The 23814-nt window shown below is 50.8% G+C and carries 25 protein-coding genes and 2 pseudogenes; 17 read left to right on the forward strand and 10 right to left on the reverse strand.

The window, feature by feature from the left end:
• Positions 1–56: 56 nt before the first annotated feature.
• From yidC to rpmH, 4 genes are read right to left on the reverse strand one after another with little or no spacing between them, the layout of a single operon-like run.
• A complete protein-coding gene (gene yidC, locus NT239_11355; protein XGA70371.1) occupies positions 57–1715 on the reverse strand; it encodes a membrane protein insertase YidC in 1659 nt (552 codons plus the stop codon).
• A gap of 35 nt (positions 1716–1750) precedes the next feature.
• Entirely contained in the window at positions 1751–1960 is a 210-nt protein-coding gene (gene yidD / locus NT239_11360) for a membrane protein insertion efficiency factor YidD (protein ID XGA70372.1), read from the reverse strand.
• A complete protein-coding gene (gene rnpA / locus NT239_11365; protein XGA70373.1) occupies positions 1933–2310 on the reverse strand; it encodes a ribonuclease P protein component in 378 nt (125 codons plus the stop codon). The genes yidD and rnpA overlap by 28 nt, the downstream gene beginning before the upstream one ends.
• Positions 2311–2329: 19 nt before the next feature.
• Positions 2330–2464, reverse strand: coding sequence for a 50S ribosomal protein L34 (gene rpmH / locus NT239_11370; protein XGA70374.1), 135 nt, complete (start codon positions 2462–2464; stop codon positions 2330–2332).
• 242 nt (positions 2465–2706) lie between these two features.
• Here rpmH and dnaA point away from each other — a divergent pair, with 242 nt between their 5' ends.
• The 3 genes from dnaA (at position 2707) to gyrB (ending at position 7839) form a co-directional block, all read left to right on the forward strand.
• Positions 2707–4125 carry a chromosomal replication initiator protein DnaA gene (dnaA, locus tag NT239_11375; protein XGA70375.1) on the forward strand — a complete coding sequence of 473 codons (1419 nt, stop codon included), beginning with the start codon at positions 2707–2709 and terminating at the stop codon, positions 4123–4125.
• A 103-nt stretch (positions 4126–4228) separates the two neighbouring features.
• Positions 4229–5335 carry a DNA polymerase III subunit beta gene (gene dnaN / locus NT239_11380; GenBank protein XGA70376.1) on the forward strand — a complete coding sequence of 369 codons (1107 nt, stop codon included), beginning with the start codon at positions 4229–4231 and terminating at the stop codon, positions 5333–5335.
• Between the two features lie 86 nt (positions 5336–5421).
• Complete coding sequence (gyrB, locus tag NT239_11385; GenBank protein XGA70377.1) at positions 5422–7839, forward strand: DNA topoisomerase (ATP-hydrolyzing) subunit B; 2418 nt, start codon at positions 5422–5424, stop codon at positions 7837–7839.
• 295 nt (positions 7840–8134) lie between these two features.
• Here gyrB and NT239_11390 read toward each other — a convergent pair whose 3' ends face one another.
• The 3 genes from NT239_11390 to NT239_11400 form a co-directional block, all read right to left on the reverse strand.
• Positions 8135–9631 (reverse strand): DUF3472 domain-containing protein, encoded by a 1497-nt coding sequence (locus NT239_11390; protein XGA70378.1) that lies wholly within the window; start codon positions 9629–9631, stop codon positions 8135–8137.
• Positions 9632–10040: 409 nt separating this feature from the next.
• Positions 10041–10694: an OmpA family protein gene (locus tag NT239_11395; protein XGA70379.1), complete on the reverse strand. Its 654-nt coding sequence runs from the start codon at positions 10692–10694 to the stop codon at positions 10041–10043.
• Between the two features lie 253 nt (positions 10695–10947).
• Positions 10948–11277 (reverse strand): NIPSNAP family protein, encoded by a 330-nt coding sequence (locus NT239_11400; GenBank protein ID XGA70380.1) that lies wholly within the window; start codon positions 11275–11277, stop codon positions 10948–10950.
• A 164-nt stretch (positions 11278–11441) separates the two neighbouring features.
• Between NT239_11400 and NT239_11405 the strand changes: the two genes are divergently transcribed.
• From NT239_11405 to NT239_11415, 3 genes and pseudogenes are all read left to right on the forward strand, one after another.
• Positions 11442–12215, forward strand: coding sequence for an isocitrate lyase/phosphoenolpyruvate mutase family protein (locus NT239_11405; protein XGA70381.1), 774 nt, complete (start codon positions 11442–11444; stop codon positions 12213–12215).
• Positions 12202–12984 (forward strand): annotated as a pseudogene (locus NT239_11410) (helix-turn-helix domain-containing protein). Before NT239_11405 ends, NT239_11410 begins: the two are co-directional and overlap by 14 nt.
• Before the next feature lie 12 nt (positions 12985–12996).
• Positions 12997–13275 (forward strand): annotated as a pseudogene (locus NT239_11415) (methylated-DNA--[protein]-cysteine S-methyltransferase).
• 81 nt (positions 13276–13356) lie between these two features.
• On the opposite strand, the gene NT239_11420 reads toward NT239_11415, so the two are convergent.
• From NT239_11420 to NT239_11430, 3 genes are all read right to left on the reverse strand, one after another.
• Positions 13357–13707: a hypothetical protein gene (locus tag NT239_11420; protein ID XGA70382.1), complete on the reverse strand. Its 351-nt coding sequence runs from the start codon at positions 13705–13707 to the stop codon at positions 13357–13359.
• Between the two features lie 4 nt (positions 13708–13711).
• Positions 13712–14041 (reverse strand): hypothetical protein, encoded by a 330-nt coding sequence (locus tag NT239_11425; GenBank protein XGA70383.1) that lies wholly within the window; start codon positions 14039–14041, stop codon positions 13712–13714.
• A gap of 98 nt (positions 14042–14139) precedes the next feature.
• The gene (locus NT239_11430) at positions 14140–14817 is read right to left on the reverse strand and encodes a Crp/Fnr family transcriptional regulator (GenBank protein ID XGA70384.1); all 678 of its coding nucleotides are present in this window, start codon (positions 14815–14817) and stop codon (positions 14140–14142) included.
• A gap of 134 nt (positions 14818–14951) precedes the next feature.
• Between NT239_11430 and NT239_11435 the strand changes: the two genes are divergently transcribed.
• The 11 genes from NT239_11435 to cysD all read left to right on the forward strand — a co-directional run bounded on the left by NT239_11435 (position 14952) and on the right by cysD (position 23787).
• The gene (locus NT239_11435) at positions 14952–15590 is read left to right on the forward strand and encodes a nucleotidyltransferase family protein (GenBank protein ID XGA70385.1); all 639 of its coding nucleotides are present in this window, start codon (positions 14952–14954) and stop codon (positions 15588–15590) included.
• A gap of 23 nt (positions 15591–15613) precedes the next feature.
• Positions 15614–16246 carry a CREG family protein gene (locus NT239_11440; protein ID XGA70386.1) on the forward strand — a complete coding sequence of 211 codons (633 nt, stop codon included), beginning with the start codon at positions 15614–15616 and terminating at the stop codon, positions 16244–16246.
• 4 nt (positions 16247–16250) lie between these two features.
• Positions 16251–16979, forward strand: coding sequence for a two-component system response regulator RstA (gene rstA / locus NT239_11445; GenBank protein XGA70387.1), 729 nt, complete (start codon positions 16251–16253; stop codon positions 16977–16979).
• Between the two features lie 187 nt (positions 16980–17166).
• On the forward strand, positions 17167–18471 hold the full coding sequence (locus tag NT239_11450; GenBank protein XGA70388.1) for an ATP-binding protein: 1305 nt from the start codon (positions 17167–17169) through the stop codon (positions 18469–18471).
• Between the two features lie 149 nt (positions 18472–18620).
• A complete protein-coding gene (locus NT239_11455; GenBank protein ID XGA70389.1) occupies positions 18621–19139 on the forward strand; it encodes a hypothetical protein in 519 nt (172 codons plus the stop codon).
• 75 nt (positions 19140–19214) lie between these two features.
• Complete coding sequence (locus NT239_11460; protein ID XGA70390.1) at positions 19215–20030, forward strand: trypsin-like serine protease; 816 nt, start codon at positions 19215–19217, stop codon at positions 20028–20030.
• Positions 20031–20121: 91 nt separating this feature from the next.
• Positions 20122–21378 carry a glutamate-5-semialdehyde dehydrogenase gene (locus tag NT239_11465; GenBank protein ID XGA70391.1) on the forward strand — a complete coding sequence of 419 codons (1257 nt, stop codon included), beginning with the start codon at positions 20122–20124 and terminating at the stop codon, positions 21376–21378.
• Positions 21378–21653, forward strand: coding sequence for a chorismate mutase (locus NT239_11470; GenBank protein ID XGA70392.1), 276 nt, complete (start codon positions 21378–21380; stop codon positions 21651–21653). Before NT239_11465 ends, NT239_11470 begins: the two co-directional genes overlap by 1 nt.
• A 10-nt stretch (positions 21654–21663) precedes the next feature.
• Positions 21664–22290 (forward strand): nicotinate-nucleotide adenylyltransferase, encoded by a 627-nt coding sequence (gene nadD, locus NT239_11475; GenBank protein ID XGA70393.1) that lies wholly within the window; start codon positions 21664–21666, stop codon positions 22288–22290.
• Between the two features lie 10 nt (positions 22291–22300).
• Positions 22301–22687, forward strand: coding sequence for a ribosome silencing factor (gene rsfS, locus NT239_11480; GenBank protein XGA70394.1), 387 nt, complete (start codon positions 22301–22303; stop codon positions 22685–22687).
• Between the two features lie 173 nt (positions 22688–22860).
• Complete coding sequence (gene cysD / locus NT239_11485) at positions 22861–23787, forward strand: sulfate adenylyltransferase subunit CysD (protein XGA70395.1); 927 nt, start codon at positions 22861–22863, stop codon at positions 23785–23787.
• Positions 23788–23814 lie beyond the last annotated feature (27 nt).

The raw sequence follows: 23814 nt of genomic DNA on the forward strand, positions 1-23814 counted from the left end.
CCAGGGAAATACCCTGACTGCATAAACAAACGCCACCTTGCGGTGGCGTTTTGAGTTTAGCTATTTTTGGCTAACTGCGATTGTTTTTCAACTTGCTTGGTAATCACGTACTGCTGTGCGATCGACAAGATGTTGTTCACGACCCAGTACAGTACCAAACCGGCCGGGAAGAAGAAGAAGAAGACCGAGAACGCAATTGGCATCCACTTCATCATCTTCGCTTGCATTGGATCCGGTGGAGGTGGCGACAATGATGATTGAACATACATCGACACCGCCATAATCAATGGCAAGATGTAGAACGGATCTGGGATCGCCAAGTCGTGAATCCAGAACTCCCACGGCGCTTGGCGCAATTCAACTGCGGCCAACAGCATCCAGTAGAAGGCGATGAAGACTGGAATCTGTACCAGCATCGGCAAGCAGCCGCCGAGCGGGTTTACTTTTTCTGTCTTGTACATTTCCATCACGGCTTGTTGGAACTTCATGCGGTCGTCGCCATGGCGCTGTTTCAACGCTTCCATGCGTGGTGCCAATTGGCGCATTTTCGCCATTGAGCGGTAGCTAGCACTCGCCAATGGGAAGAAGGCCAATTTGATCAAAATGGTCACCAAGATAATCGACCAGCCCCAGTTGCCAACGTACTCGTGGATGAATTGCAGTACGGCAAACAACGGCTTACTAAAGATCGTGAACATGCCGTAGTCTTTAACGAGGTCAAAGTCTTTGGCAACCGCCGTCAGGCGCTTGGTTTCTTGCGGACCAACGTACAGACCGACTGATTTTTCCGCTTTTTGGCCCGCTGCAATCGTTGGAATATCCACGGTTGCGCTCACTGCAAACATATTGTCTGGCAGTGCTTTCATTTCATAACGGCAAGCATTCGGTGTGCACAAAGCGGCGCTGTCTTTCGGCGAGAAGATCCAACCAGAAACAAAGTAATGCTGAATCATTGAAATCCAGCCGTCTTTCGCGCTTGGTACGTATTTGGCTTCACCCTTGGTGATTTTCTCGAAATCAACCTTCTGGAATTTGCCTTCGTCGGTGTAGACCGCAGGGCCAGTGAAAGTGTGAGTGCCAAACATGCCTGGGTTTTCAACTTTACCGTCGCGGATGAGGCGATAGTAAGCGCTGGCCGTCACTGGTGCTGCGCTGGCATTGTTGATTTCATACTTCACATCAACCACGTAGTTATCGCGTTTGAAGGTGTAGATTTTGGCGATCTTCACGCCGCTCGCCGTTGTGGTTTCTAGGCGAACCGCCACTTCGTTTTGACCGTCGGCCAATTGGTAGCTGGTTTTGGCGCTGGTAAATTGATCTTTATGCGTTGGCAGGCCATCACCGAGCAAGCCAGTTTGCGCCACATAAATGTGTTCGCCTTCATCTTGCAACAAGGTAAATGGTTTTTTCGGATCTTTAGTGTCGCCGTGTTTCAGCAATTTCACTTCACGCAGGTCAGCACCGTTGGTGTCGATTACGGCTTGCAGCAAATCGGTGGTCACGGTGATGCGTTGGCCTTTGGCAAGGCGACCGGCTTCAGGTTGCGCTACGGTGCTGGTGGTGGCTGTTGCGCTGGCAGCGCCTGAGGCGGCGGCAACAGAAGACGCTACCGCAGGTTTTTTAATCTGCGGGTAGGTTTTCTCCATATACTGCTGCCAGAAATACAAAATGCCGAACGACAGCGCAATAAATACGATGAGTCTCTTGGTATCCATGTTATACGGACGAGCTCCCAACTCAGATTAAGGTGTTAAGGTACCGGATCGTATCCACTGCCACCCCAAGGATGGCAGCGACACAAGCGGCGCACAGTTAAACTCGAGCCTTTGACAGCGCCGTGTTTTTGAATCGCCTCGATGCAATAGTGCGAGCAGGTTGGCGTAAAACGGCAGCGTGGCCCTAATAAAGGGCTAATCATCAGCTGGTAAAGTTTCACAAATGCGATGATAAGGCGCGACACGAGCGAATTTTCTTGAATAAACTCAATAAAGCCGCACGTGCGGCTGCGCCTTCGTGGCGATTAAACGCCTTGCGTGAACGAACCACAATATCTAGCCCTGCCAATTGAGTGGCATTGAGGCGGAAAGTTTCGCGGATCGTACGCTTAATATAATTTCGGCCTACTGCCCGCTTGTCGGTTTTTTTGCCAACCACCAGACCTAACCGAGCTTCGGTGCTCTGATTGGGTTTGCCTAGTAGTTGAAAGTAATCATTCCCAACAGACGCGCGCAAACTAAAAACGGATGAAAAATCATCCGTTTTTAGTATGCGCTGTGTGCGCGTAAAGCGGTAGCAAGGCAAGCTACTCATACTGTCGTGTGCTTATTGATTAAGCAGACAGTACTTTACGGCCTTTAGCGCGGCGTGCGTTCAGAACGCGACGGCCACCTACAGTGCTCATGCGAACGCGAAAGCCGTGAGTGCGCTTGCGTTTGATTACAGAAGGTTGGAAAGTACGCTTCATGATAAATCCTAGATTGACAAAGGTGCAGTAAACACGCGATTTAATCAGTGAACCAGTCCCGTTGTCAAGCCAAAAAGAACGAGTGGGGGCGAAGGGGGATTCGCTTAATGCCTGTGGATAAGTTGCGAATAAAGCGGTACAATCGCTCGCTTCCCATGATCAACAATATATCCATTCACCAACCGCGCAAACGGCATGCATTGTAAAAGCAGTCGAAATGGCGTGGTGATGGGCTGTCCCTAATGCAAATAAACGTCTCAACTGAAGACCTATGGTCCCATTGTCTCAATGAGCTCCAGCAAACTCTGGCGGCTAGCCAGTTTAATATCTGGATCAAGCCGTTGGCCAATAGTGCGCAGGTAGTGGATGGCAGCTTGATCATTGCGGTGCCAAATCAGATTTTTTTACAGTTCATTCGTGACCGCTATTTAGGCATGATTGAAATGGCCGCTGCCAAGGTATGCAATGGTGTGCCACCGCATATCGAATTAAAAGTAGGCCTGCTGCCTGCTGCAGCGCCAGCCAAGGCGGCGACTAAGCCGCAAGAAAATATTAAAGAAGAAGTGGCCGAAGCTGCGCCTGCCCCTATTGCTGCGCCAAAGCCAGCAAAGCGCTTTGATGCCGCGGGTTCAAACCATGAGCTCATGCGTCTTAATCCGGGTCATACCTTTGATACTTTAGTCACCGGTAAAGCCAATCAGGTGGCGCGCGCTGCAGCGATGCAGGTCGCGGAAAATCCGGGTGTCAGCTACAACCCATTGTTTGTCTATGGCGGCGTGGGCTTGGGTAAAACACACTTGACGCAGGCGATTGGTAATTTTGTACATCAGCACAATCCGCAGGCGAAAATTCGCTACATCCACGCCGAAAAATACGTGCAAGACGTGGTGAAGGCGTATCAGCACAAGTCGTTTGACGACTTTAAAAAGTATTACCATTCGCTCGATGTGTTGCTGGTCGACGATATTCAGTTTTTCGTTGGCAAAGATCGCACACAAGAAGAATTCTTTTATCTATTTAATGCGCTGCTCGAAAGCGGTAAGCAGATTATCTTAACGTCGGACAAAATTCCACGCGAAATCGAAGGCTTGCAAGAGCGTTTAACGAGTCGTTTCTCATGGGGCCTGATCGTACCGATTGAACCGCCAGAAACCGAGATGCGCGTGGCGATTTTGATGAAAAAAGCCGAAGCCGAGCACTTTAAGCTCGATGCTGCGGTGGCGTTCTTTATCGCCAAAAACATCCGCTCGAATGTGCGCGAGCTCGAAGGTGCGTTAAAACGCGTGATGGCCTACGCGCGCTTTACCAATCAAGCGATCACGGTTGATTCGGCCAAAGAAGCCTTGCGCGATATTTTGGCTTCGGGCAATCGCCAGGTTTCGGTAGAAAATATCCAAAAAACCGTCGCAGATTTTTACAAAATCAAAGTCGCTGATATGCATAGCAAAAAGCGCACGCGCGATATTGCGCGGCCGCGCCAATTGGCGATGGCTTTGACCAAAGAGTTGACGCAAATGAGCTTGCCGGCGATTGGCGACGCGTTTGGTGGTCGTGATCACACCACGGTATTGCACGCATGCCGAACGATTCAAGATTTTCGTCAAAGCGACCAAGAATTGGCGCACCAATACAGTGTGCTGCTACAGATGTTGCGTTCCTGAACGAAAACCACGCTGCAGTCTTTCCCTAGACTGATGTGGTGTGTGATTTCAGGTAGAATTAGCTTTCTTTTTTTATTTATCGATTTGGACTGGGTGAGGGAAAATGCAACTGCTGCAAGCTGAACGCGATTCGCTCTTAAAACCGCTGGCAACCGTAACTGGTATCGTTGAGCGCAGACATACTTTGCCGATTCTCTCGAACGTGCTGATTAAAAAGGACGGCGAGCGCCTCGTCTTCACCGGCACCGACCTCGAAATTCAAATTAGCAGCCAGCAAAGCGAAGGCTTTTCGGGCGGTGATTTTGCTATTACCGTTGCGGCGAAAAAGCTCTCAGATATTCTGCGCGCGATTCCGGATAAAACCGTCGTGTCGTTCGAAGAGGCCGATGGCCGTTTGACTATTAAAGCTGGCAAGAGCCGCTTTGCCTTGCAAACGCTGCCGGCGAATGATTTCCCGCAATTGGCGGTCGATACTAATTTGCGCGCGACAGTGCGTATGCCACAAGGCCAATTGAAAGCGCTGCTGAGCCGCGTGCAATTTGCGATGGCGCACCAAGACATTCGTTACTACTTGAACGGTATGTTCATGGTAACTGAAGGTAATTTGCTTAAGCTCGTGGCAACCGATGGCCACCGTTTGGGCTTTGCCTCAACCGAGCTGACTAGCTCGTTTGAAAAAAACGAAGTGATTTTGCCGCGCAAAACGATTCTTGAATTGTATAAATTGCTGGCGGACGTGGATGACGAAGTGGCGATTGATATCGCTGCGAATCAAGTGAAATTTAGCTTTGGCAATATCGTGATCCACAGCAAAGTGGTCGACGGTAAATTCCCCGACTACAACCGTGTGATTCCGCAAAACAACACGCGTTTGCTCAGCGTCGATCGCCAAGCGCTATTGTCTTCAATGCAACGCGCGGCGATTTTGTCGAACGAGAAATTCCGTGGCGTGCGTTTGGTGTTGACCGACAATATGCTGAAAATCCTGTGCAATAACAATGAACAGGAAGAAGCGCAAGAAGAGCTTGAAGTGGTATATGGCCACGACCCACTGGATGTGGGCTTTAACATTCAATACCTACTGGATGTATTGACGAATCTGTCGGTGGAAACGCTGCATTGCTACTTTGGTGATGTCAATTCCAGCGTGCTGGTGACGATTCCTGATAACGAGCACTTCAAGTACATCGTAATGCCGATGCGTATTTAGTCGTAGGTGTGACTACAAAAAGGGCGTTTTCGCCCTTTTTGTATCTTGCAGCCTTGTCTCTCACACCGAAATTCTGAATGAGTCCTATGAGCGAAAATAATCTCCCCGAAGTTCCAAGCCCAGAATATGGCGCCGACAGTATCCGTATCTTGAAAGGTCTGGAGGCCGTCCGTAAACGTCCCGGTATGTATATCGGTGACACGGGCGATGGCACGGGCTTGCACCATATGGTGTTCGAGGTCTTGGATAATGCGATCGACGAAGCGTTGGCCGGGCATTGCGATACGATCAAAGTGATTATTCATGCCGATAATTCGATTTCGGTTGAAGACAATGGCCGTGGTATTCCAACCGCGATTAAAGAAGACGACGAATTCAAACGCTCGGCGGCTGAAATCGTGATGACCGAGCTGCACGCTGGCGGTAAGTTTGACCAGAACAGCTACAAGGTTTCTGGCGGTTTGCACGGTGTGGGGGTATCGGTTGTTAACGCGCTGTCAGATTGGCTTCGCCTAACAATACGCCGGGAGGGTAAAGTTCACTCGATGGAATTTCGTCAGGGTGAAGCTGTAGCGCCGCTGAAAGTGATCGGCGAGACGGATCGTCGCGGTACCGAAGTGCACTTTATGGCCAGCGTTGAAACCTTTGGCCTGATCGAATTCCATTTTGAGATTTTGTCGAAGCGTATTCGCGAATTGTCGTTCCTGAATAACGGCGTGAATATTCAGCTGATCGACCGTCGCCACGGCAAAGAAGAAAACTTCAACTACACCGGTGGTGTGCGTGGTTTTGTTGAGTACGTGAACCGTAATAAAACGGTACTGCATCCGCATATCTTCTACGCGCTCGGCGAAAAAGACGGCATGAGCGTTGAAGTATCGATGCAATGGAACGACTCATACCAAGAGTCGGTGCAGTGTTTCACCAATAATATTCCGCAGCGCGACGGCGGTACGCACATGACGGCGCTGCGCCAAGTGATGACGCGTACGCTGAACCAATACATCGACGGTCACGACTTTGCGAAAAAAGCCAAAGTTGAAACCAGCGGCGACGATATGCGCGAAGGTTTAACCTGCGTGTTGTCAGTGAAATTGCCAGACCCGAAATTTAGCAGCCAGACCAAAGATAAGCTGGTGTCGAGCGAAATTGGCCCTGTGGTCAACGAAGTCGTCAGCCAAGCTTTGGCCGACTTCCTGCTCGAAAACCCGAACGACGCCAAAATCATTTGCAGCAAGATCGTCGACGCCGCACGAGCGCGCGAAGCGGCGCGTAAAGCACGTGAAATCACGCGTCGTAAAGGCGTACTCGATGGCCTTGGCCTGCCAGGTAAATTGGCCGACTGCCAAGAGAAAAATCCGGAATTGTCTGAACTGTATCTGGTCGAGGGTGATTCCGCCGGTGGCTCAGCCAAACAAGGTCGTGATCGTAAATTCCAAGCGATTTTGCCGCTGAAGGGTAAGATCTTGAACGTCGAGCGCGCGCGTTTTGATCGTATGCTCGCCAGCCAAGAGGTTGGTACGCTGATTACCGCGCTCGGTTGCGGCATTGGTAAAGACGATTTCAATATCGAAAAACTGCGTTACCACCGCATTATTATCATGACCGACGCGGACGTGGACGGCTCGCACATTCGTACGCTGCTATTGACCTTCTTCTACCGTCAATTGCCAGAATTGGTTGAGCGCGGCTACATTTATATCGCTCAGCCGCCGCTATTTAAAGTAAAGCAAGGCAAGCGCGAAACGTATCTGAAAGACGAGCAAGAGTTGAAGCAATACTTGCTACGCGCCGCAATGGATGGCTCGGAGCTGCTGCCAAATGGCGCCGATCAAGACGGTATTTCGGGCGAAGCGCTGGAAAGTTTGGCGAAGCAATACTTCGTCACCGAAGCGGTCATCGAGCGCGAAAGCCGCTTTATCGATCCGATGATTTTGAACGCCATGCTAACGATGACGCCGCTGAGCCTCGATTCCCAAGCCGCCGCGCAAGCATCAGCCGAGCAATTGGCCGCAGCCGTAAATCACCCTGCGTTTACGTTTACTGCCGAAGCAGTTGAAGCAGGCTACCAAGTGCGCATCAATCGCCATCTGCACGGCGTAACGACGATGCAATACATCGACAACGATTTCATCTTGTCGGGCGACTATGCGCAAATCAAACGCATGGCCGAAATGTTGCTCGGACTGATCGGCGACAAAGCGCTGATTCGTCGTGGCGACCATACCCAGCCAGTGAAGAACTTCAAAGATGCACTCGAATGGTTGATGAGCGATGTTCGTCGTAATATGAGCATCCAGCGCTATAAAGGTCTGGGTGAGATGAACCCAGAACAGCTCTGGGAAACGACGATGGACGTCACCGTTCGCCGCCTGCTCAAAGTGAACATTGGCGACGCGATTGCTGCGGACGAAGTGTTCACCACGTTGATGGGCGACCAAGTAGAACCACGTCGTCACTTCATCGAGCAAAATGCGCTGGTGGCACGTAATCTCGACGTTTAATCTTTTTTGTAGGATCCCATTAACTTCTAGATATTTCCCACTTTTCTAGATTTTTGGGATTTCAGTTTGAAGCTAAAAAAGCCCCGCAAGGGGCTTTTCTATTGAATTCTTGCAATATTAATAAACAAAAATCATCGTAGGATTGGCAATAAGCACTGTCGGATGATGTCTGCTACAGGCCACCAAAGCTGAAATTCTCAAGCTCGTCTTTCAAGGTCTAATGCTCGCCCTAAGTCGGCACCTGTTTGCGAAACATAGGGCGATCAAGCGAGCCTAATTTTAAGCCCCGGTTAGTTTAGTCTAAAGACAAATTAACCCGACTTGCTTGTCCCGGCAGATTTAGCGGTTGTCCAACTACTTCACCGCCCGTTCCCATCCAGAACCGACCCTGTTCGGTACCAAAGGCATAATTGCTGCAAATTTCATTGTGCCATTGGTTATAGACCGCGCTGCCGGTCGCTTTGCGAATCTCTGTCCACTGACCAGTACTTGGGCTGCGGTATTTCACATTGCTAAAGTATGCGGCCCGACGCGTATTGGCTAGACACGAGGTTTTTTCTTCGTACCAATCTTCAACAAAGGCTGCTGCACCATAGGGCGAAACTTTGGCTTGATAGCGCATGGTGGCAAATTTGGTGCGCGCGCCACTTGGTAGCTCAGTGAAATACAGTGTGTAATCGGTTTTCTCGTCGCTGGTTGCTGCGACTTCCAATTCAAAGCGATACGTCACATTCACCTGTGGTTTGTAGGGCGCGTAGCATTTTATGCCTGTGCCTTCGCCGCCAAAGTTAGAGCAGGTAGCAATACCCTTATCAATCACCGTCGGGCTGATGCCATTGACGTCCCATAGCGAGAACAACAATTGGTTGGTTTGAATACCGGTATACCCGCCGGGGAAATTGATGGCGGAGTAGTAGGTGGTTGGCGCCCAAGATTGCGGCGTCACATCAACGCTAAAGCCATTCCAAAGCGGTGAGGACCAATTCAGATGAATCGAATTGGCGCGGGTGGTGTGGGCAAAAGCTTGACCGGTTATTTCAGTTTCGCGGCTACTGCCATCGGCCAAACGAATGCTGGCGCGCACTTGCTGTGCGCTGGCTTTGCCCGCTATCCACCACGCACTGACTTCGCCTTGGGCATTGGTCTTTTCGGCCAATGGGAATACCCAACCGCTGTCGTTGCCATTGATTGGAGTCCAGTTGACTTTACAACCAGCCAGCGCTTTTCCACCATTGCTGACTACCACTTTAATTGCTTGGGGTTTGTGGGTGTTATTTGCTTCTGATCGTATATTTGGGTCGTACAGCGTACTTGAATACACCGAACCCATCCGTGCTACGCCAGCGCTGCGAGTGATCGCGACGATGCTGCTGCCGTTGGCGCATGCATCTGGCGCAATGACTGTTGGTGTTGCGCTTGGGGCTGCTGTTGGTTTGTTAGTTGGCACCGGAGTGCTGGTCGCAACAGGAGTAGGCTTTATCGTCGCGATCGGGGTCGGTGCTAGGGTCAAGACTGGACGAGACGTCGGTTTTACGGTGGCGAGCGGGGTTGCTGTGGTTACTGGAGTGGGATTAGGTTTGGCCGTCGCCACTTTGATCCATGCGCCCCATTGACCACTTTTGCTAGGGTCCTCACCGCGAGTCCACCATTTGTTCTGGTAGATTTGTCCCTGATGGCTTACTTGCATGCCTGGCGTGGCGTACACTTGTTGCGCATTCCAAGGGCTTACGGTTGTCGCTTGCGCCAGTGTTGCAATCAGAGCGCTGCTACTCAGTACCAAAAGATGATGCACGATAGACTCCTCATGAACTTCAAATACCTTTGTGGGGTATGTTTGTGAAGTTTATTTTGTATTTGATCTTCATTTGTATACCTATTGTTTAGGTCGCAAATAAAGTGATTTACATGAATAACGATGGCTTGACGCCCGCGCGGAGTATATCAGTAATTGTTAATGTTATGACATGGGCATTGTGCCGCCCGTCTACTAGGGAGGGGAGGGCTACTTATTGTCTCGGCCATCCCGTGTAATGTTTGCCGCCTATTTCATCGCGGCTCAATAAGGCAACTATGGCAGTTCGTTCGATTAGGCTATTGCGTGTTTCCTCGCGGACATTTCGGTCATTTTCGTGTCGAAATTCAAAAAAAACAGCCCGCAAAACGGGCTGTTGTAGGCTGCTAACTAAAGTGGCTGAGTGAAATTACTGAGCTTTGGCTGGCTCGGCGACAAAAATTTCAACGCGGCGATTTTGCGCTTTGCCCACGGTAGTGCTGTTGTCTGCCACGGGTTCACGAGAGCCACGGCCTTCGATGTTGAGTCGATTGCTCGCTACATTTTTGCCGATCAAGTAGCTTTGCACTGCGGCGGCACGGTTGACCGACAACGGCTCATTAATAGCATCACTACCCGTGCTGTCGGTATGACCAACGATGCGTACTAGGGTGACTGGGTTCTGATTTAATGTCACGGCCAATTTGTCGAGCACTGGGCGCATATTGGGTTTAATAATGGCTTTGCCAGTATCGAAAGAGAAATCGCTAGGTACTTCGAGTTTCAATTCATTGTTGGGTGTTTTACTCACTTCAATGCCAGTGCCTTTGGCCGCTTCTTCCATTTCTTTGCGCTGTTTTTCCATGTGTGCAGACCAGGCATAACCACCAATTGCACCAATCGCCGCACCAATTGCGGCATCACGGCCGGTGTGGCTGCCTTTTGATGCTTTACTAATCAAAGCGCCTGCCGCTGCACCGCCTAAGGCGCCGATCATCGCGCCTTGTTGTTCGGGGGTGATATTGGCACACCCGGTAACGCTCAAACTTAAAGCAATCATGCTCGTGATCAGTAGTTTTTTCATTTTGGCGTGTCCTATTGTTTTCAGTGGCGTAATCAGACCATATTTAGATGACATATGCTGTTAAAAATTGCCACCTTCTCTGTGAATTTAGCCACCAAATGTCCGTTTGGTGTGAATCTATCCAGGCCCAGCTTCTCAAGCGGTTCGCTGTGAGGTGTGAATACCCCTCTATTTTTAGCAGAGCTGGCATGAATCAATCCTGAACAACATCGCTTTTTGCACCGTGCAATCGTTTGCGCAATGTTGAGCTGGGCTATTCATTTATCGCTTGGATGGTATTAGCGGGAGCAGATAACACGACATTGGTGCTCGACTCAATTAAACCCACAATCGCTTCACGTGGTCCAAGACGCCAAGCATCGCTGGCGTAGAAGGTTTCTTGTGACTGATTTAAATCGTCCATGTCTCGAAAGGCGCGTATTAAAACATAGGTATCGGCATCATATTGCGATGATCCAAAGGCAATCACGCGAATACCCCATTGGCGTAATAAGGGCACACTTTGCGCGGCAACTAAGTGGTGAAACATCTGACCCGTACCCGCTTTGAGTTGATAGGTGCGAATTTCAAGCAATATTTCCATCTTGTTCCTTCAATGCGGCAGTCTTTTGCCCGCGTAAAGCGCTAAAAACCGCGTAATTTGCCTTATTTTTTGCGGCTCAGCAAAGAAAAATACTTGTCCAGTTTTCGGTTGCGAGTGCGGTGGGGCTGCCGTACTGTAGTGCCATTATTTGATTGGAAAGCAGTATGAATTTCAACGCACTACATCAGCAAAATACGCCGCTATTACTCGCCAATGTCTGGGATGCCAGTAGTGCCCAGCGGGCACAACAAGCCGGTTATCAAGCGCTTGGCACTTCCAGTGCCGCGATAGCCGCAACTATGGGCTATCTCGACGGTGAATGTATGCCTTTTGCTGAATTATTGTTTCTAGTTCAGCGCATCAAATCAGCCACCCATTTGCCGCTGTCGGTTGATCTTGAGGCTGGCTATAGCCGTGATCCGCAACTGATTGCGGCTCATATCCAAAAATTAGCCCAGCTTGGTGTCGTCGGCGTTAATTTGGAAGACTCTCTCGTCACTGCGGGGCGGCGCATCTTACGGCCCGTGGATGAATTTACTGCAACGATTGCCCAAGTGCGGGTGAGTTTGCGTGAGCAAGACTGCGAGATATTTTTAAATATTCGCACGGATGGCTATGTATTAGCACTCGCAGATGCACGATCAGAAACGATTCTGCGCGGTCAGCGCTACCATGCAGCCGGTGCCGATGGTTTATTTGTACCGGGTATTACCGCCGTAGAGGATATCGCTGCGGTGGTTGCGGGCGTGGAGTTGCCGATCAATGTGATGAGCCTGCCAAGTCTGCCAGATTTTCAGGTATTACAGCAATTGGGTGTGAAGCGGATTAGTATGGGGAATTTTGTATTTGATCGTTTGCAGCAACAATTAAGCGAATTGTTCGTCGCGATCCGCTGCGATCAATCGTTTACTCGGGTTTTTGAATATGCGCATCAATGATGAGCAACAAATTGCGACTTACTATCAAGCGCTGCTCGATCGTTCGCCTGAGTATGTGGGTAGCTTTTTTGTTGGGGTGAAAACGACTTTGGTGTTTTGTATTGCCACATGCCGAGCGCGCAAACCCAAGCGTGAAAATGTCGAGTTTTATACCCAATTCAAAGAAGCATTAGACGCAGGCTATCGGCCGTGCAAAATTTGCCGCCCCACCGAAAACGCCCATTTGGCTCCACCGCTAGTAGAAAAAGCTTTGCAATTGCTACGCGCCAATCCCAAAGAAAAAGTCAGCGATGATCAGTTGCGCAAATTGGGGATCAGCCCCGAAATGTTACGCCGCTGGTTTGGTCAGCATTATGGGATGACGTTTCAGGCCTTTCAGCGCATGTTGCGTATAAATACCGCATTGGAGGAGCTTAAATTGGGAAAACGGAGCACCGAAACGGCATTTACCGTAGGCTATGAGTCGATTAGTGGCTTTGGCTATACCTATAAAAAAGTGCTCGGGCATAGCCCGATGCACAGTGCGGATGCGGCGGTAATTGTGATTCAGCGCTTAACTACGCCACTGGGGCCGATGTTTGTGTGTGCAACCGAGCAAGGCATTTGCTTATTAGAATTTGTCGATCGGCGCATGCTGGAAACCGAATTTAAAGATCTGCAGCGTTTGCTAAAAGCTCGAATTATTGCGGGTGAAAATCAGCATACCCGACAGGCTGAGCAAGAGCTAGCCGAGTATTTTGCAGGCCATCGCCAATATTTTGGTGTGGCGATACATACTCCAGGTACAGACTTCCAGCTCTCAGTATGGAAGGCGCTACAAGGCATACCCTATGGAGAAACGGTGTCGTATCAGACGCAGGCTGATGCCATTGGCAAGCCGCTGGCCGTGCGCGCCGTGGCGTCCGCCAATGGCTGCAATCGAATCGCGATCATCGTCCCGTGTCATCGAGTGATTGGTAAAGATGGCTCACTCACCGGCTATGGGGGCGGTTTGGAGCGTAAACGCTGGTTGCTGGAACACGAACAAGCGTACGTAAGAACAAATGACACCTTAATTTAGAAACGGACAGCCCCACCACGGTGGGGCCTAGATGGGGATATCTTCTTGTCGATTGTCCGCTATAGATTTGATGCGAATACCCTAGTTAAAAAATCGTCGCCATTCAGATGCTTTCACTAACTGGCGACAGTGATTGCTGTCGAGGCGGCGACCAAGATAGCGACCGCGATCGTAGGCGATGTTGCGAGCGGCAATGGCATCGAGTTTGCGTTTGGATGACATGGCGTCGACTTCTTTGAATGCACTGAGTCGAGCCAGCTTGTAACGTCCTTCGCGACGATCTTCGTGTTCGGCGCAATATTTCATTGCGCCAGCAAAAGCCCCAATGCGATGTGCGTCTTGGCGACTATCGGCCCAAGTGGGGGAAGCCATCAACAACAGGGCACTAACCATAAACAGCAAAATTTGAATCAACGTGAGTTTGTTTTTCATGAGCTTAGTTCCAACGGTCTTTACGGATTTCACGGCGAATTTCGCGGCGGGCTTCACGACGCTCTTGGCGAACTTCGCGCTCGGCTTTGCGTTTGGCTGAGCGCACTTCACGCGCACCTTCGCGAATCGCTTGGCGACGCTCCCACGCGTTATCGGCTTCGTAAAAATCTTTCGCGGCTTCGCGGCGCTCGGCAGCCACTTCGCGCGCACCGTCAATCTTGGCTTTGGTAACTTCCCGCACTCCATCGCGGTAGGCATCGTGAACGCTGGCTTGGCTTTGGGTGGCAGTCAGCCCGATCAATAGGGTGGCAATCAGGGTAAGAATGCGTGACATCTGTGGCTCCAATATGCTTTTGGCAATAAGCGGCATCATAGGGGCGCAAGATGGTGGGATGAATCGTTTGTGCGGTTTCGCACAAACGATTTAATGCGTCAAAATTCGTGTGGTAAGGCTTGTAAAATGCGAAACACACCGCGCTCGTCTTGGGTGATGTAGTTGCCATTGCGCAGTTGCGTCAGCATGCGATTGACCATTTCGCGCGATAGGCCGATGCGCTCGGCGATTTCCTGCTGGCTTAAAACCAAGCCGCTCTTTTGGTGGCCCGACTTGCTCGCGCGTCTATCCAATTGAATCAACAGGCGGCGCAGGCGGTGGTAGCCATTCGATTGGGAGATCAGATTAATCGTATTGATCAGGTGGTAGACGCCGTGCGCTAGCTCTTGCGCTACCGCTTGCCAAGCCGCAGGACAGAGGGCGAGCGCTTGGCGTAAATCGGCGAGCGGCAATTGTAAATAATGCGCGTCTTCTTGTACCGTGAGCTGAATCTGCATCGGCTCGCTAATAAAGAGTGCGTGCAATCCGGCAATCGAGCCTGCTGCCATATGGCCATACAAAAAACGTCGCTGACCCGCATGCGCATTCGCTGCCGCCAAAATGGTGCCGGAAGAAAAAAATAACACCTGATCAACGCTTTGCCCCTCAAGCCATAATTGCGTACCCGCAGGCGCATCAAATTCTTGCCCTTTGGCAATCAGCGCTTCTCGCTGCTCGGCGGGGAACGCCTGTAGTAGCGGAAATAGCAGGGGCAACATCGGGTCTTGGGTTGACATCGCGTGGGCTAATTGGGGTTGGGGAAGGCAATTTTCGCATTTTGCGGCGGAGTAAGGGGTTTTTCTTGTGATCTCTGGCCGCTTGAACACGATGATTGATTTAGCTTTGTTTGGCCCCCAATTAGGATGAGGCAATGTGTGCTGAAATACGCTTGGGGACGATCGATTTGCTGCCACAAAATATGCAACAGTTAATTCAGTGGATTCGGGCGGAAGAATCGCTAATGGCCGCGCTGCGCCTCGCTCGATCGCTTGAATTACCCCAGTGGTGTATTGCCGCAGGATCTATCCGTAATTTGGTCTGGGATCGAATACATGGCTTTGATTTTCAGCTGGCCGAAATCGATCTGATTTATTGGGATGACCGCGACATCTCGAGCGAGCGCGATCAGGCTGCGCAACAGCAATTGTCGCAACTCGCGCCCCACTGGCAATGGGATGTGTGCAATCAAGCTGGCGTGCATCGCTGGTATCGTAATCAGAACGGCCAAGCGATTGTGCCGTTTTCATCGACCTTGGCGGCCATGGCCAGCTGGCCAGAAACCGCCACCGCAATTGGCGCCTCACTCGATCAGCATGACGCATTGCACATCTGGGCGCCGCCCTTATACGGCGGAGAGTCGGCTTTGCTGGATTTATTCGCTTTGCGCTTACGTCACAATCCAACGCAAGTATCGCGCGCGGTGTTTGAGCAGCGAGTACAGGACAAGCAGTTTTTACAGCGCTGGCCCAAATTGCATTTGATGAAAGCATACAATCAGGCAGACTGTTAGAATGGAGGAAAAAAGGAGCTGCAATGTTGTGGTCTGAAGCGATTGCTTTGATTCGCCGCCGCCGTACACTGGCGCTGGCGAGTATGTCGGCGCAGATGCCCGGTTATCCGCATGTGTCTTGGCTGCCTATGGTGGCCGATGAGGCTGGGCGACCATTGTTGGTGATGAGCCGTTTGGCCGAACACACCCAAAATATTCTGCAAGACGCCAAGGTCAGTGTGTTACTGCATGAGGAAGAGATGGCGCTAGATAAAGCGCGCCTCACTATTGTGGGGGATTTGCAGCCCGCCACGCTCGATGAGCTGCTCGCCGCACGCTTGGCGCGTTACAATCCTGAATTAGCCAGTTATCTGCAAATGAGTGATTTTGCAGTGTGGCGCTTGTGGCCGCGCCGTGCGCGGTATATCGCCGGTTTTGGCAAAATGGGCTGGATCGAAGGCGAGCAGTGGGAAAGTGCTTTTGCGCTCAGTTTGCCGCAAGAAGCACAATTAATCGCCGAATTTAGCCCCGCCACGGCATTTGAGCTGGTGGGAGTTGATCTCGGTGGCTGTGATTTGCGCCGCGATCAAGTGTTGCAACGTTATGAGTTTGCACAAGCTGCCCGCAGTATTGATGAAGTTACAATGGCGCTAGAACAATTATTGCAAGGAATTTAATCGAATGAGCACGCGCGTTTTATTTGTGGAAGATGATGCTGATCTGGCCGAATTGATCGGTGGCTTTTTGCGCTCGTTTGAATTTTCGGTTGATGTTCTCAGTGATGGTAATGGTGTTATCGACAGCGTGAGAGCCAATCCGCCCGAGTTGATTTTGCTCGACATTATGTTGCCCGGCAAAGATGGATTAACGCTGTGTCGTGAGTTGCGCGAGTTTTACGCCGGCCCGATTATTTTGCTGACCTCGCTCAATAGCGATATGAATCAGATTTTGGGTTTTGAAATTGGCGCGACCGATTATGTGGTGAAAACCACGCCGCCATCGGTGTTGCTGGCGCGCATACGTGCGCACTTGCGCCATGTCGGCCAAAAAGGCTCGGATTTGATTGCCTCGGCGCCGGCGAAAGATCAATCGGTACTCAATTTTGGCAAACTACAAATCGACGCGCGCAATCGCAGCTCGAAATACCGCGGCCAGCCTATGGGTCTGTCGACCAGCGATTTTGATTTGCTGTGGGAGTTGGCCAGCCACGCCGGTGAAATTCTAAGTCGCGATCATTTGCTGAAAAAACTGCGCGGCATCGAATACGATGGCTTGGATCGCAGTATGGACGTAGCGATTTCGCGTTTGCGTAAAAAGCTCGATGACGATCCGCTGGATCCGCTGAAAATCAAAACCATCCGTAACAAGGGGTATTTGTTTGCGGCCGATATTTGGTGGCAAGAAGAGTAAGATACGCGGCGGGGTATGTTGTTTTTTGCCATTGCAGTTCTCGGCAAAGCCGAGCCCTAGAGTTAATGCTGTCGACTGCCGCCTTATGTTCTATTCCCACACCCCCCGCCCTCTCCTGGAGAGGGGACCTCGCTGCGCGAGTTGATGTGAACTGAATGGATAGCAATGCAATGATTGAAATGAGTCCATGATGCGCCAGGTTTTTATTCGCTTTTATCTCACCGTGGTGCTGTGCTTTTTGGTGTCGTCTTTGCTGATTGGCGGTTTATACAAGCAAATGATCGAGCGCACCAATCAGCGTTATTTGAGCGATATGTTTTTGTCGACCGTTTCGCTGATCGAGAAAGAGCTGGGCGATTTGCCGCAATCGATGTGGCACGACGAAGCTTCGCGCCTGCGCGGTAAATTGCCAGTGCCGGTGGATATTGAATCGCTCGATGCGTATGTGTTGTCACAAGAAAACCAAGAATCGCTCGAGCGCGGCGATATTATTCTGCTGAAAGATCGTGGCCTGTATTTGCACCGTATCCACCAAACCAAGCAAATGGTGGTGTTGGGCCCGATTCCGTTCTTGCAGTCGCTCGATGGCATTTCCTGGCCCGATATTTTGGCGCTGGTGCTGATGTGTTTGGCGCTGGGCATCCCAACCTGGCTGTGGTTACGTCCATTTTGGCGCGATTTGATTCAAGTTATTCGCCAAAGCCGTCGCCTGGGCGCGGGCGATTTTAGCGTACGGGTGAATTTGGAAGACAGCTCGCCCTTGGCGGCGCTGGGCTCAAACTTTAACCGGATGGCGCATGATGTCGAAGAATTAACCGCCTCGCGCCGCGCGATGATCGATGCGGTGTCGCACGATTTACGCACGCCATTAGCGCGCTTGCGCTATCGCCTTGAAGCCATTAAAGCGGGAGCCAATAGCCAATCGCAAGTTGAAGGGATCGAGCGTGACTTGGGGCAAATTGACCAGTTGATCGACGAATGGCTAACGATGTCTAGCCTTGATAGCCCGCAATTGCGTATGGAAGTGCAGCCCTTGGAAATTGTACCGTGGCTACAACGCTTGCTGGGTGAATACACGCTCGATGGTGCAGAGCCGACATTTGAGAATACCACCGGGCAAGAAAGCCCGCTATTGGATGTTGATAGCTATTACTTTGGTCGCGCGGTGGGCAACTTGCTGTCGAATGCGCGTCGCTATGGCGGCAAACAAATTCATGTGACTTTGCTGTGGCAAGACGGCACAGCCACTTTACACATTGACGATAATGGCGACGGTATTCCCGTTGAAGACCGCGCCCGCTTGCTGCAACCCTTTACCCGCCTGGAAGGTAGTCGCAATAAAGCCACAGGTGGTTTTGGTCTGGGTTTGGCGATTGTGGCAATGATTATGCGTGGCCATGGTGGCGCAGTCAGCATCTTAGATGCACCCAGTGGTGGTGCGCGTTTAAGCCTTACGTGGCCTACGCCGATGCGTTCAGTCGACTCACTGTAAGAACATGTAGTAAGGTGTAATCAAATTACGTACTTTGCGTTACACAATCTCACTAAGTATGTAGTGCAGGAATATTACCAAAACCGCATAATCCGCCGCGTTGAAGCATTCACGTTGAATGCCGTTAAAGATTATTGCGGAGTTTTAAGATGAACAAGATCGCTGCTGGCGTTATCGCTACTGTATTTGCTGCTGCTTCAGTTTTCGCTGTTGCAGCTCCTGCTAAGAAAGCTTCTGAAGCTTCTAAAGCGTCTAAAGTTGCTGTTGCTTCTAAAGCTTCTGCTGCACAAAAAGCACAAGCTAAAGCGGCTTCTAAAGCTTCTGTAGCGTCTAAAGCTTCTGCTGCACAAAAAGCACAAGCTAAAGCAGCGTCTAAAGCTTCTGTAGCATCTAAAGCTTCTGCAGCACAAAAAGCACAAGCTAAAGCGGCTTCTAAAGCTTCTGTAGCGTCTAAAGCTTCTGCTGCACAAAAAGCACAAGCTAAAGCAGCGTCTAAAGCTTCTGTAGCATCTAAAGCTTCTGCAGCACAAAAAGCACAAGCTAAAGCGGCTTCTAAAGCTTCTGTAGCGTCTAAAGCTTCTGCTGCTCAAAAAGCACAAGCTAAAGCAGCTTCTAAAGCTTCTGTAGCTTCTAAAGCATCTGCAGTTAAAGCTTCTGCTGCTAAATAATCTAGAATTTATTTCTAGCTTAGAGAAAAGGACGGCTTGCCGTCCTTTTTTTATGGTGGCTTGAAAGGATAAATCATGAAGCGTTGGGTAATTGCGGTGCTGGCTCTGTGGCTCACTTTGCCTGTTAGGGCCGAGGACGAAGCGCAAATTCAAAAAGAGCGCTTGGCGCTATTTTTTGGCCACGATGACCGCATCAATATTCCTGCGCCGTATGCTGCACCGTACAATGCGATTGGTCGGCTAGAAGTCAAATCGGGCGGCACGTGTACTGCAACCTTGATTGCACCTGATTTGGCGATCACTGCGGCGCATTGCTTTTTGATGACCCCGCGTAAAATTGATGCCGGTCGCTGGTTTATGGCTGGTTTTCATGACGGTAAATATCAGGCGCGCTATCAAGTCACTGGCCAAGTATTTCATCCTAAATTTCGCCAAGGTCTGCGCTATGAGGGTGACGATGTCTATATCGAGCCCAGTGCTGCACCGTATGATATTGCGGTCATGAAGTTGAAATTGAAAGACGGCCAAGCACCAGAGCCGATGCCATTTTTTCAAGGCAGCCGCAAACAGCTAATGCAAACGATTTTGCGCGCCGAGCAGCAAATTAATCAGGGCGGGTTTGCCGAAGACCACGATACGATTTTGTCTGCGCATTTGGGCTGCACGCTAACGCAGCTACGGCGCAATGGCACGATTTTCCATCGCTGCGATACCTTGTCGGGCGATTCGGGCTCGCCGATTTGGCTGGATTTGCCAACTGGGCCGACTTTAATCGCGGTGCAAAGCTCTGCGCCTGATTGGTTTAATCGCAAGCTGGCCGACAATGTGGGCGTGACGGTGCTGCAATTGCCGCCTGCTGCGCGCAAATTGATGAAAAATACAGGCCAGTAAGGCCGATTTTGCCGGCCTAATCCATTTCATCGCCACGCAGTAAGCGATACAATGGACTGATTCGATTATAAAAATAGCAGTGGAAGTGAATATGGATATCCAAGCCTATATGTTAAACGTGGGCCGTCAGGCTCGCGCCGCTAGCCGTGCGATGGCCAAAGCCAGCACCGGTGCAAAAAATACTGCGCTGAACGCGATTGCCGATGCAATCGTGCGCGACGCAGATAAACTGCTAGCGGCCAATGGTCGCGATATGGAGCAGGCGCGGGCGGATGGCTTGGAGCCGGCGATGCTCGATCGCTTGCAGCTCACCGAAAAAACCATCGCGACGATGGCGCAAGGTCTGCGCGAAATGGTGGCGCTGCCAGATCCAATCGGCAATATGGGCGACTTCAAATATCGTCCAAGCGGCATTCAAGTCGGTAAAATGCGCGTTCCGCTCGGCGTGATCGGCATTATTTATGAAGCGCGTCCGAATGTGACTGCGGACGCGGCAGGTCTCTGTATTAAATCGGGTAACGCCACGATCTTACGCGGCGGCCGCGAAGCATTCCATTGCAATCAGGCGATTGCTGAATGTGTTAAAGAAGGTTTGGCGGCAGCAGGCTTGCCAGCCACTGCAGTGCAAATCATCGAAACACCCGATCGCGCGGCGGTGGGCGAGTTGATTACGATGAGCGAGTTTGTCGATGTCATCGTGCCACGCGGCGGCAAAGGCCTGATCGAGCGTATTTCGCGCGACGCGCGCGTGCCAGTAATCAAGCACTTGGACGGCATTTGCCACGTCTATATCGACGACGAAGCCGATCCAGCCAAAGCGATTCGTATTGCGGATAACGCCAAAACGCATCGTTACGGCACGTGCAATACGATGGAAACTTTGCTGGTCAACGAAAACGTAGCCGAGCTGATTTTGCCTGAGCTGGCGAAAGTTTACGCCGCCAAATCGGTTGAACTGCGCGGCTGCGAAAAAACGCGCGCGATCTTGCCAAATATCGTTGCGGCGACTGAGGAAGATTGGGCGACTGAATACTTGGCGCCGATCTTGGCGATTAAACTCGTCGCCGATGTGGATGAAGCGATTGCGCACATTAATCAATGGAGCAGCGCGCACACCGACGCGATCATTACCGAAAACTACACTAAAGCGCGTCAATTTCTGCGTGAAGTCGATTCAGCCTCGGTGATGGTTAACGCGTCAACGCGTTTTGCCGATGGTTTTGAATATGGTTTGGGCGCTGAAATCGGCATTTCTACCGACAAAATCCACGCGCGTGGTCCAGTAGGCTTGGAAGGGCTGACGAGCGAAAAGTGGATCGTCTTTGGCGACGGCGAGGTACGCGTTTAATGAGCGTGCCCGCCGATTTGCAGGCTTTGCGCGAGCAGATTGACTTGCTCGTTCAGCAACTCTTTGCCGTGCTGTCCGAGCGTTTCAAAGTCACCGCACAAGTGGGGCAATTGAAAAAGCAGCATCAATTGCCCGCGCAAGACACAAACCGCGAAGCACAGCAGTTGGAAAAAACCGCCGCGCGCGCGGCACAAACCGGCTTAGATCCAGACTTTGCGCAACGTTTGCAGCGCTTAATTTTGGATGAGGTCGTTGCGCAGCATCAACGCTGCTAGGGCTGCGCCTATGCAAAAAATCGGCGTATTTGGCGGTACGTTTGACCCGATTCATTACGGTCACATCGAATTGGCGCGCTGCATGCGTGATACTTTGCAGCTCGATTGTGTGCGGCTGATACCCACCGGATTGCCGCCGCATCGCGCGCCATCGCGCATTAGCCCGCAGCAGCGTTTTGACTGGGTGAAGGCGGCGATTGCCAATGAAAAAGGTCTAGTCGCCGACAATAGAGAAGTGGTTCGTGATGGGTATTGCTATACGATCGATACCCTGATTGAGTTGCAGCAAGATACCCTTGCTGCTTTGCTGGTGTGGTTGATCGGTGCTGATTCATGGTTGAGCTTGAACCGCTGGCACCGTTGGCGCGAATTGCTTGATATCGGCCACTTGCTGATCGCCGCGCGGCCAGACTATGCTTTAGAAGGCTTAAGCGCTGATTTATCAGCAGAATTTCGCAATCGCAGTGTAATTGCCAACACCGAAACGCTGTCTCGGGGTAAAATCAGCCTATTATCAAGCCCATTGATGCCTGTTTCGTCGACGAAAGTGCGAGAAATGCTCGCACGTGGGGAAGATGTTTCAGCACTCACCCCAGTGTTTGACCAAATTAAAGCCAGTGGGCTTTACCGTTTTTGAAGGAAATACAATGAATGAAACTTTAAGCGCAATGCGCGATGTGGCTGTCAACGCTTTGGAAGACATCAAAGCCAAAGACATCCAAGTACTCGATACATCTAAACTGACTGATTTATTTGAATGCATGATCGTCGCAACGGGCGACTCAAACCGTCAAGTACGCGCTCTGGCCAATAATGTTGCGGTTGATTTGAAAGCCAAAGGCTACGAGATCATGAGCACCGAAGGTGAAGAAACCGGCGAGTGGGTCTTGGTTGATGCCGGTAGCTTGGTGGTGCATGTGATGTTGCCAGCTGTGCGTGATTACTACGATCTGGAACAACTGTGGGGCGGTCAAAAGCCAACCTTCAACCCAATGGGCCGTGCCTGGTCCGCAGCTAGTTCGGTTGATGATTAATCCAGCGCAGCAGCAATAAATAACAATGGCGGTTTAGGTTTATTCCTATGCCGCCATTACTATTTTGCTTATTGCATATTTAGATCTATGGATATAGCCACACGATCTTTTTAATTGCGGAATTTATCCGTAAATTCCGTTTCTTATGATTTTTAAGTCTGAAAGTCCACGCCATGAATACCTTGTCTGAAGCACGGCTGACGCACCTAAAGCAGCTTGAAGCCGAATCCATCCACATCATCCGTGAAGTGGCTGCCGAATTTGAAAACCCAGTAATGCTGTACTCAATTGGTAAAGATTCAGCCGTGATGCTGCATCTGGCCAAAAAAGCCTTTGCTCCGGGCAAGCCACCGTTCCCGCTGATGCACGTGGATACAACTTGGAAATTCCAAGATATGTACAAACTGCGCGAAAAGCAGAAAGCCGAGGGTTGGAATCTGATCACGCACGTTAATCAAGAAGGTGTTGATGCGGGTATTAACCCGTTTACCGCGGGTTCTGCCAAGCACACCGACGTGATGAAAACACAAGGCTTGAAACAAGCTTTGAACAAATACGGTTTTGACGCCGCTTTCGGTGGCGCGCGCCGCGACGAAGAAAAATCGCGTGCCAAAGAGCGCGTGTATTCATTCCGCGATAAGAACCACCGTTGGGACCCAAAAAACCAGCGTCCAGAATTGTGGAACATCTACAACTCGAAAGTCGACAAAGGCGAATCGATCCGCGTGTTCCCGATTTCGAACTGGACCGAACTCGATATCTGGCAGTACATCTACCTCGAAAACATCGAAATCGTGCCGCTGTATTACTCGGCTGAGCGCGAAGTGGTGGATTACAACGGTACCTTGGTGATGATCGACGACGATCGCATCTTGCAATACCTAACACCTGAGCAAAAAGCGTCGATCCAGAAAAAATGGGTGCGTTTCCGTACGCTGGGCTGTTACCCATTAACGGGCGCGGTAGAGTCGAAAGCGCAAAGCTTGCCTGAAATTATTCAGGAAATGCTGCTGGCGACGACTTCCGAGCGCCAAGGCCGCGCGATTGACCATGATAGCGCTGGGTCGATGGAGAAGAAAAAAATGGAAGGCTACTTCTAAACACGTCGATTCGCTGGCTGCGCGACT

The sequence above is a fragment of the Chitinibacter sp. SCUT-21 genome (assembly GCA_041874755.1).
Lineage (GTDB): Bacteria > Pseudomonadota > Gammaproteobacteria > Burkholderiales > Chitinibacteraceae > Chitinibacter.

What these genes read in the sequence shown, in the direction of transcription:
- yidC (XGA70371.1), bottom strand. Translation starts at nt 1,715, where the DNA reads ATGGATACCAAGAGACTCATCGTATTTATTGCGCTGTCGTTCGGCATT.
- rnpA (XGA70373.1), bottom strand. Translation starts at nt 2,310, where the DNA reads ATGAGTAGCTTGCCTTGCTACCGCTTTACGCGCACACAGCGCATACTA.
- rpmH (XGA70374.1), bottom strand. Translation starts at nt 2,464, where the DNA reads ATGAAGCGTACTTTCCAACCTTCTGTAATCAAACGCAAGCGCACTCAC.
- dnaA (XGA70375.1), top strand. Translation starts at nt 2,707, where the DNA reads ATGCAAATAAACGTCTCAACTGAAGACCTATGGTCCCATTGTCTCAAT.
- dnaN (XGA70376.1), top strand. Translation starts at nt 4,229, where the DNA reads ATGCAACTGCTGCAAGCTGAACGCGATTCGCTCTTAAAACCGCTGGCA.
- gyrB (XGA70377.1), top strand. Translation starts at nt 5,422, where the DNA reads ATGAGCGAAAATAATCTCCCCGAAGTTCCAAGCCCAGAATATGGCGCC.
- NT239_11395 (XGA70379.1), bottom strand. Translation starts at nt 10,694, where the DNA reads ATGAAAAAACTACTGATCACGAGCATGATTGCTTTAAGTTTGAGCGTT.
- NT239_11400 (XGA70380.1), bottom strand. Translation starts at nt 11,277, where the DNA reads ATGGAAATATTGCTTGAAATTCGCACCTATCAACTCAAAGCGGGTACG.
- NT239_11405 (XGA70381.1), top strand. Translation starts at nt 11,442, where the DNA reads ATGAATTTCAACGCACTACATCAGCAAAATACGCCGCTATTACTCGCC.
- NT239_11420 (XGA70382.1), bottom strand. Translation starts at nt 13,707, where the DNA reads ATGAAAAACAAACTCACGTTGATTCAAATTTTGCTGTTTATGGTTAGT.
- NT239_11425 (XGA70383.1), bottom strand. Translation starts at nt 14,041, where the DNA reads ATGTCACGCATTCTTACCCTGATTGCCACCCTATTGATCGGGCTGACT.
- NT239_11430 (XGA70384.1), bottom strand. Translation starts at nt 14,817, where the DNA reads ATGTCAACCCAAGACCCGATGTTGCCCCTGCTATTTCCGCTACTACAG.
- NT239_11435 (XGA70385.1), top strand. Translation starts at nt 14,952, where the DNA reads ATGTGTGCTGAAATACGCTTGGGGACGATCGATTTGCTGCCACAAAAT.
- NT239_11440 (XGA70386.1), top strand. Translation starts at nt 15,614, where the DNA reads ATGTTGTGGTCTGAAGCGATTGCTTTGATTCGCCGCCGCCGTACACTG.
- rstA (XGA70387.1), top strand. Translation starts at nt 16,251, where the DNA reads ATGAGCACGCGCGTTTTATTTGTGGAAGATGATGCTGATCTGGCCGAA.
- NT239_11450 (XGA70388.1), top strand. Translation starts at nt 17,167, where the DNA reads ATGATGCGCCAGGTTTTTATTCGCTTTTATCTCACCGTGGTGCTGTGC.
- NT239_11455 (XGA70389.1), top strand. Translation starts at nt 18,621, where the DNA reads ATGAACAAGATCGCTGCTGGCGTTATCGCTACTGTATTTGCTGCTGCT.
- NT239_11460 (XGA70390.1), top strand. Translation starts at nt 19,215, where the DNA reads ATGAAGCGTTGGGTAATTGCGGTGCTGGCTCTGTGGCTCACTTTGCCT.
- NT239_11465 (XGA70391.1), top strand. Translation starts at nt 20,122, where the DNA reads ATGGATATCCAAGCCTATATGTTAAACGTGGGCCGTCAGGCTCGCGCC.
- NT239_11470 (XGA70392.1), top strand. Translation starts at nt 21,378, where the DNA reads ATGAGCGTGCCCGCCGATTTGCAGGCTTTGCGCGAGCAGATTGACTTG.
- nadD (XGA70393.1), top strand. Translation starts at nt 21,664, where the DNA reads ATGCAAAAAATCGGCGTATTTGGCGGTACGTTTGACCCGATTCATTAC.
- rsfS (XGA70394.1), top strand. Translation starts at nt 22,301, where the DNA reads ATGAATGAAACTTTAAGCGCAATGCGCGATGTGGCTGTCAACGCTTTG.
- cysD (XGA70395.1), top strand. Translation starts at nt 22,861, where the DNA reads ATGAATACCTTGTCTGAAGCACGGCTGACGCACCTAAAGCAGCTTGAA.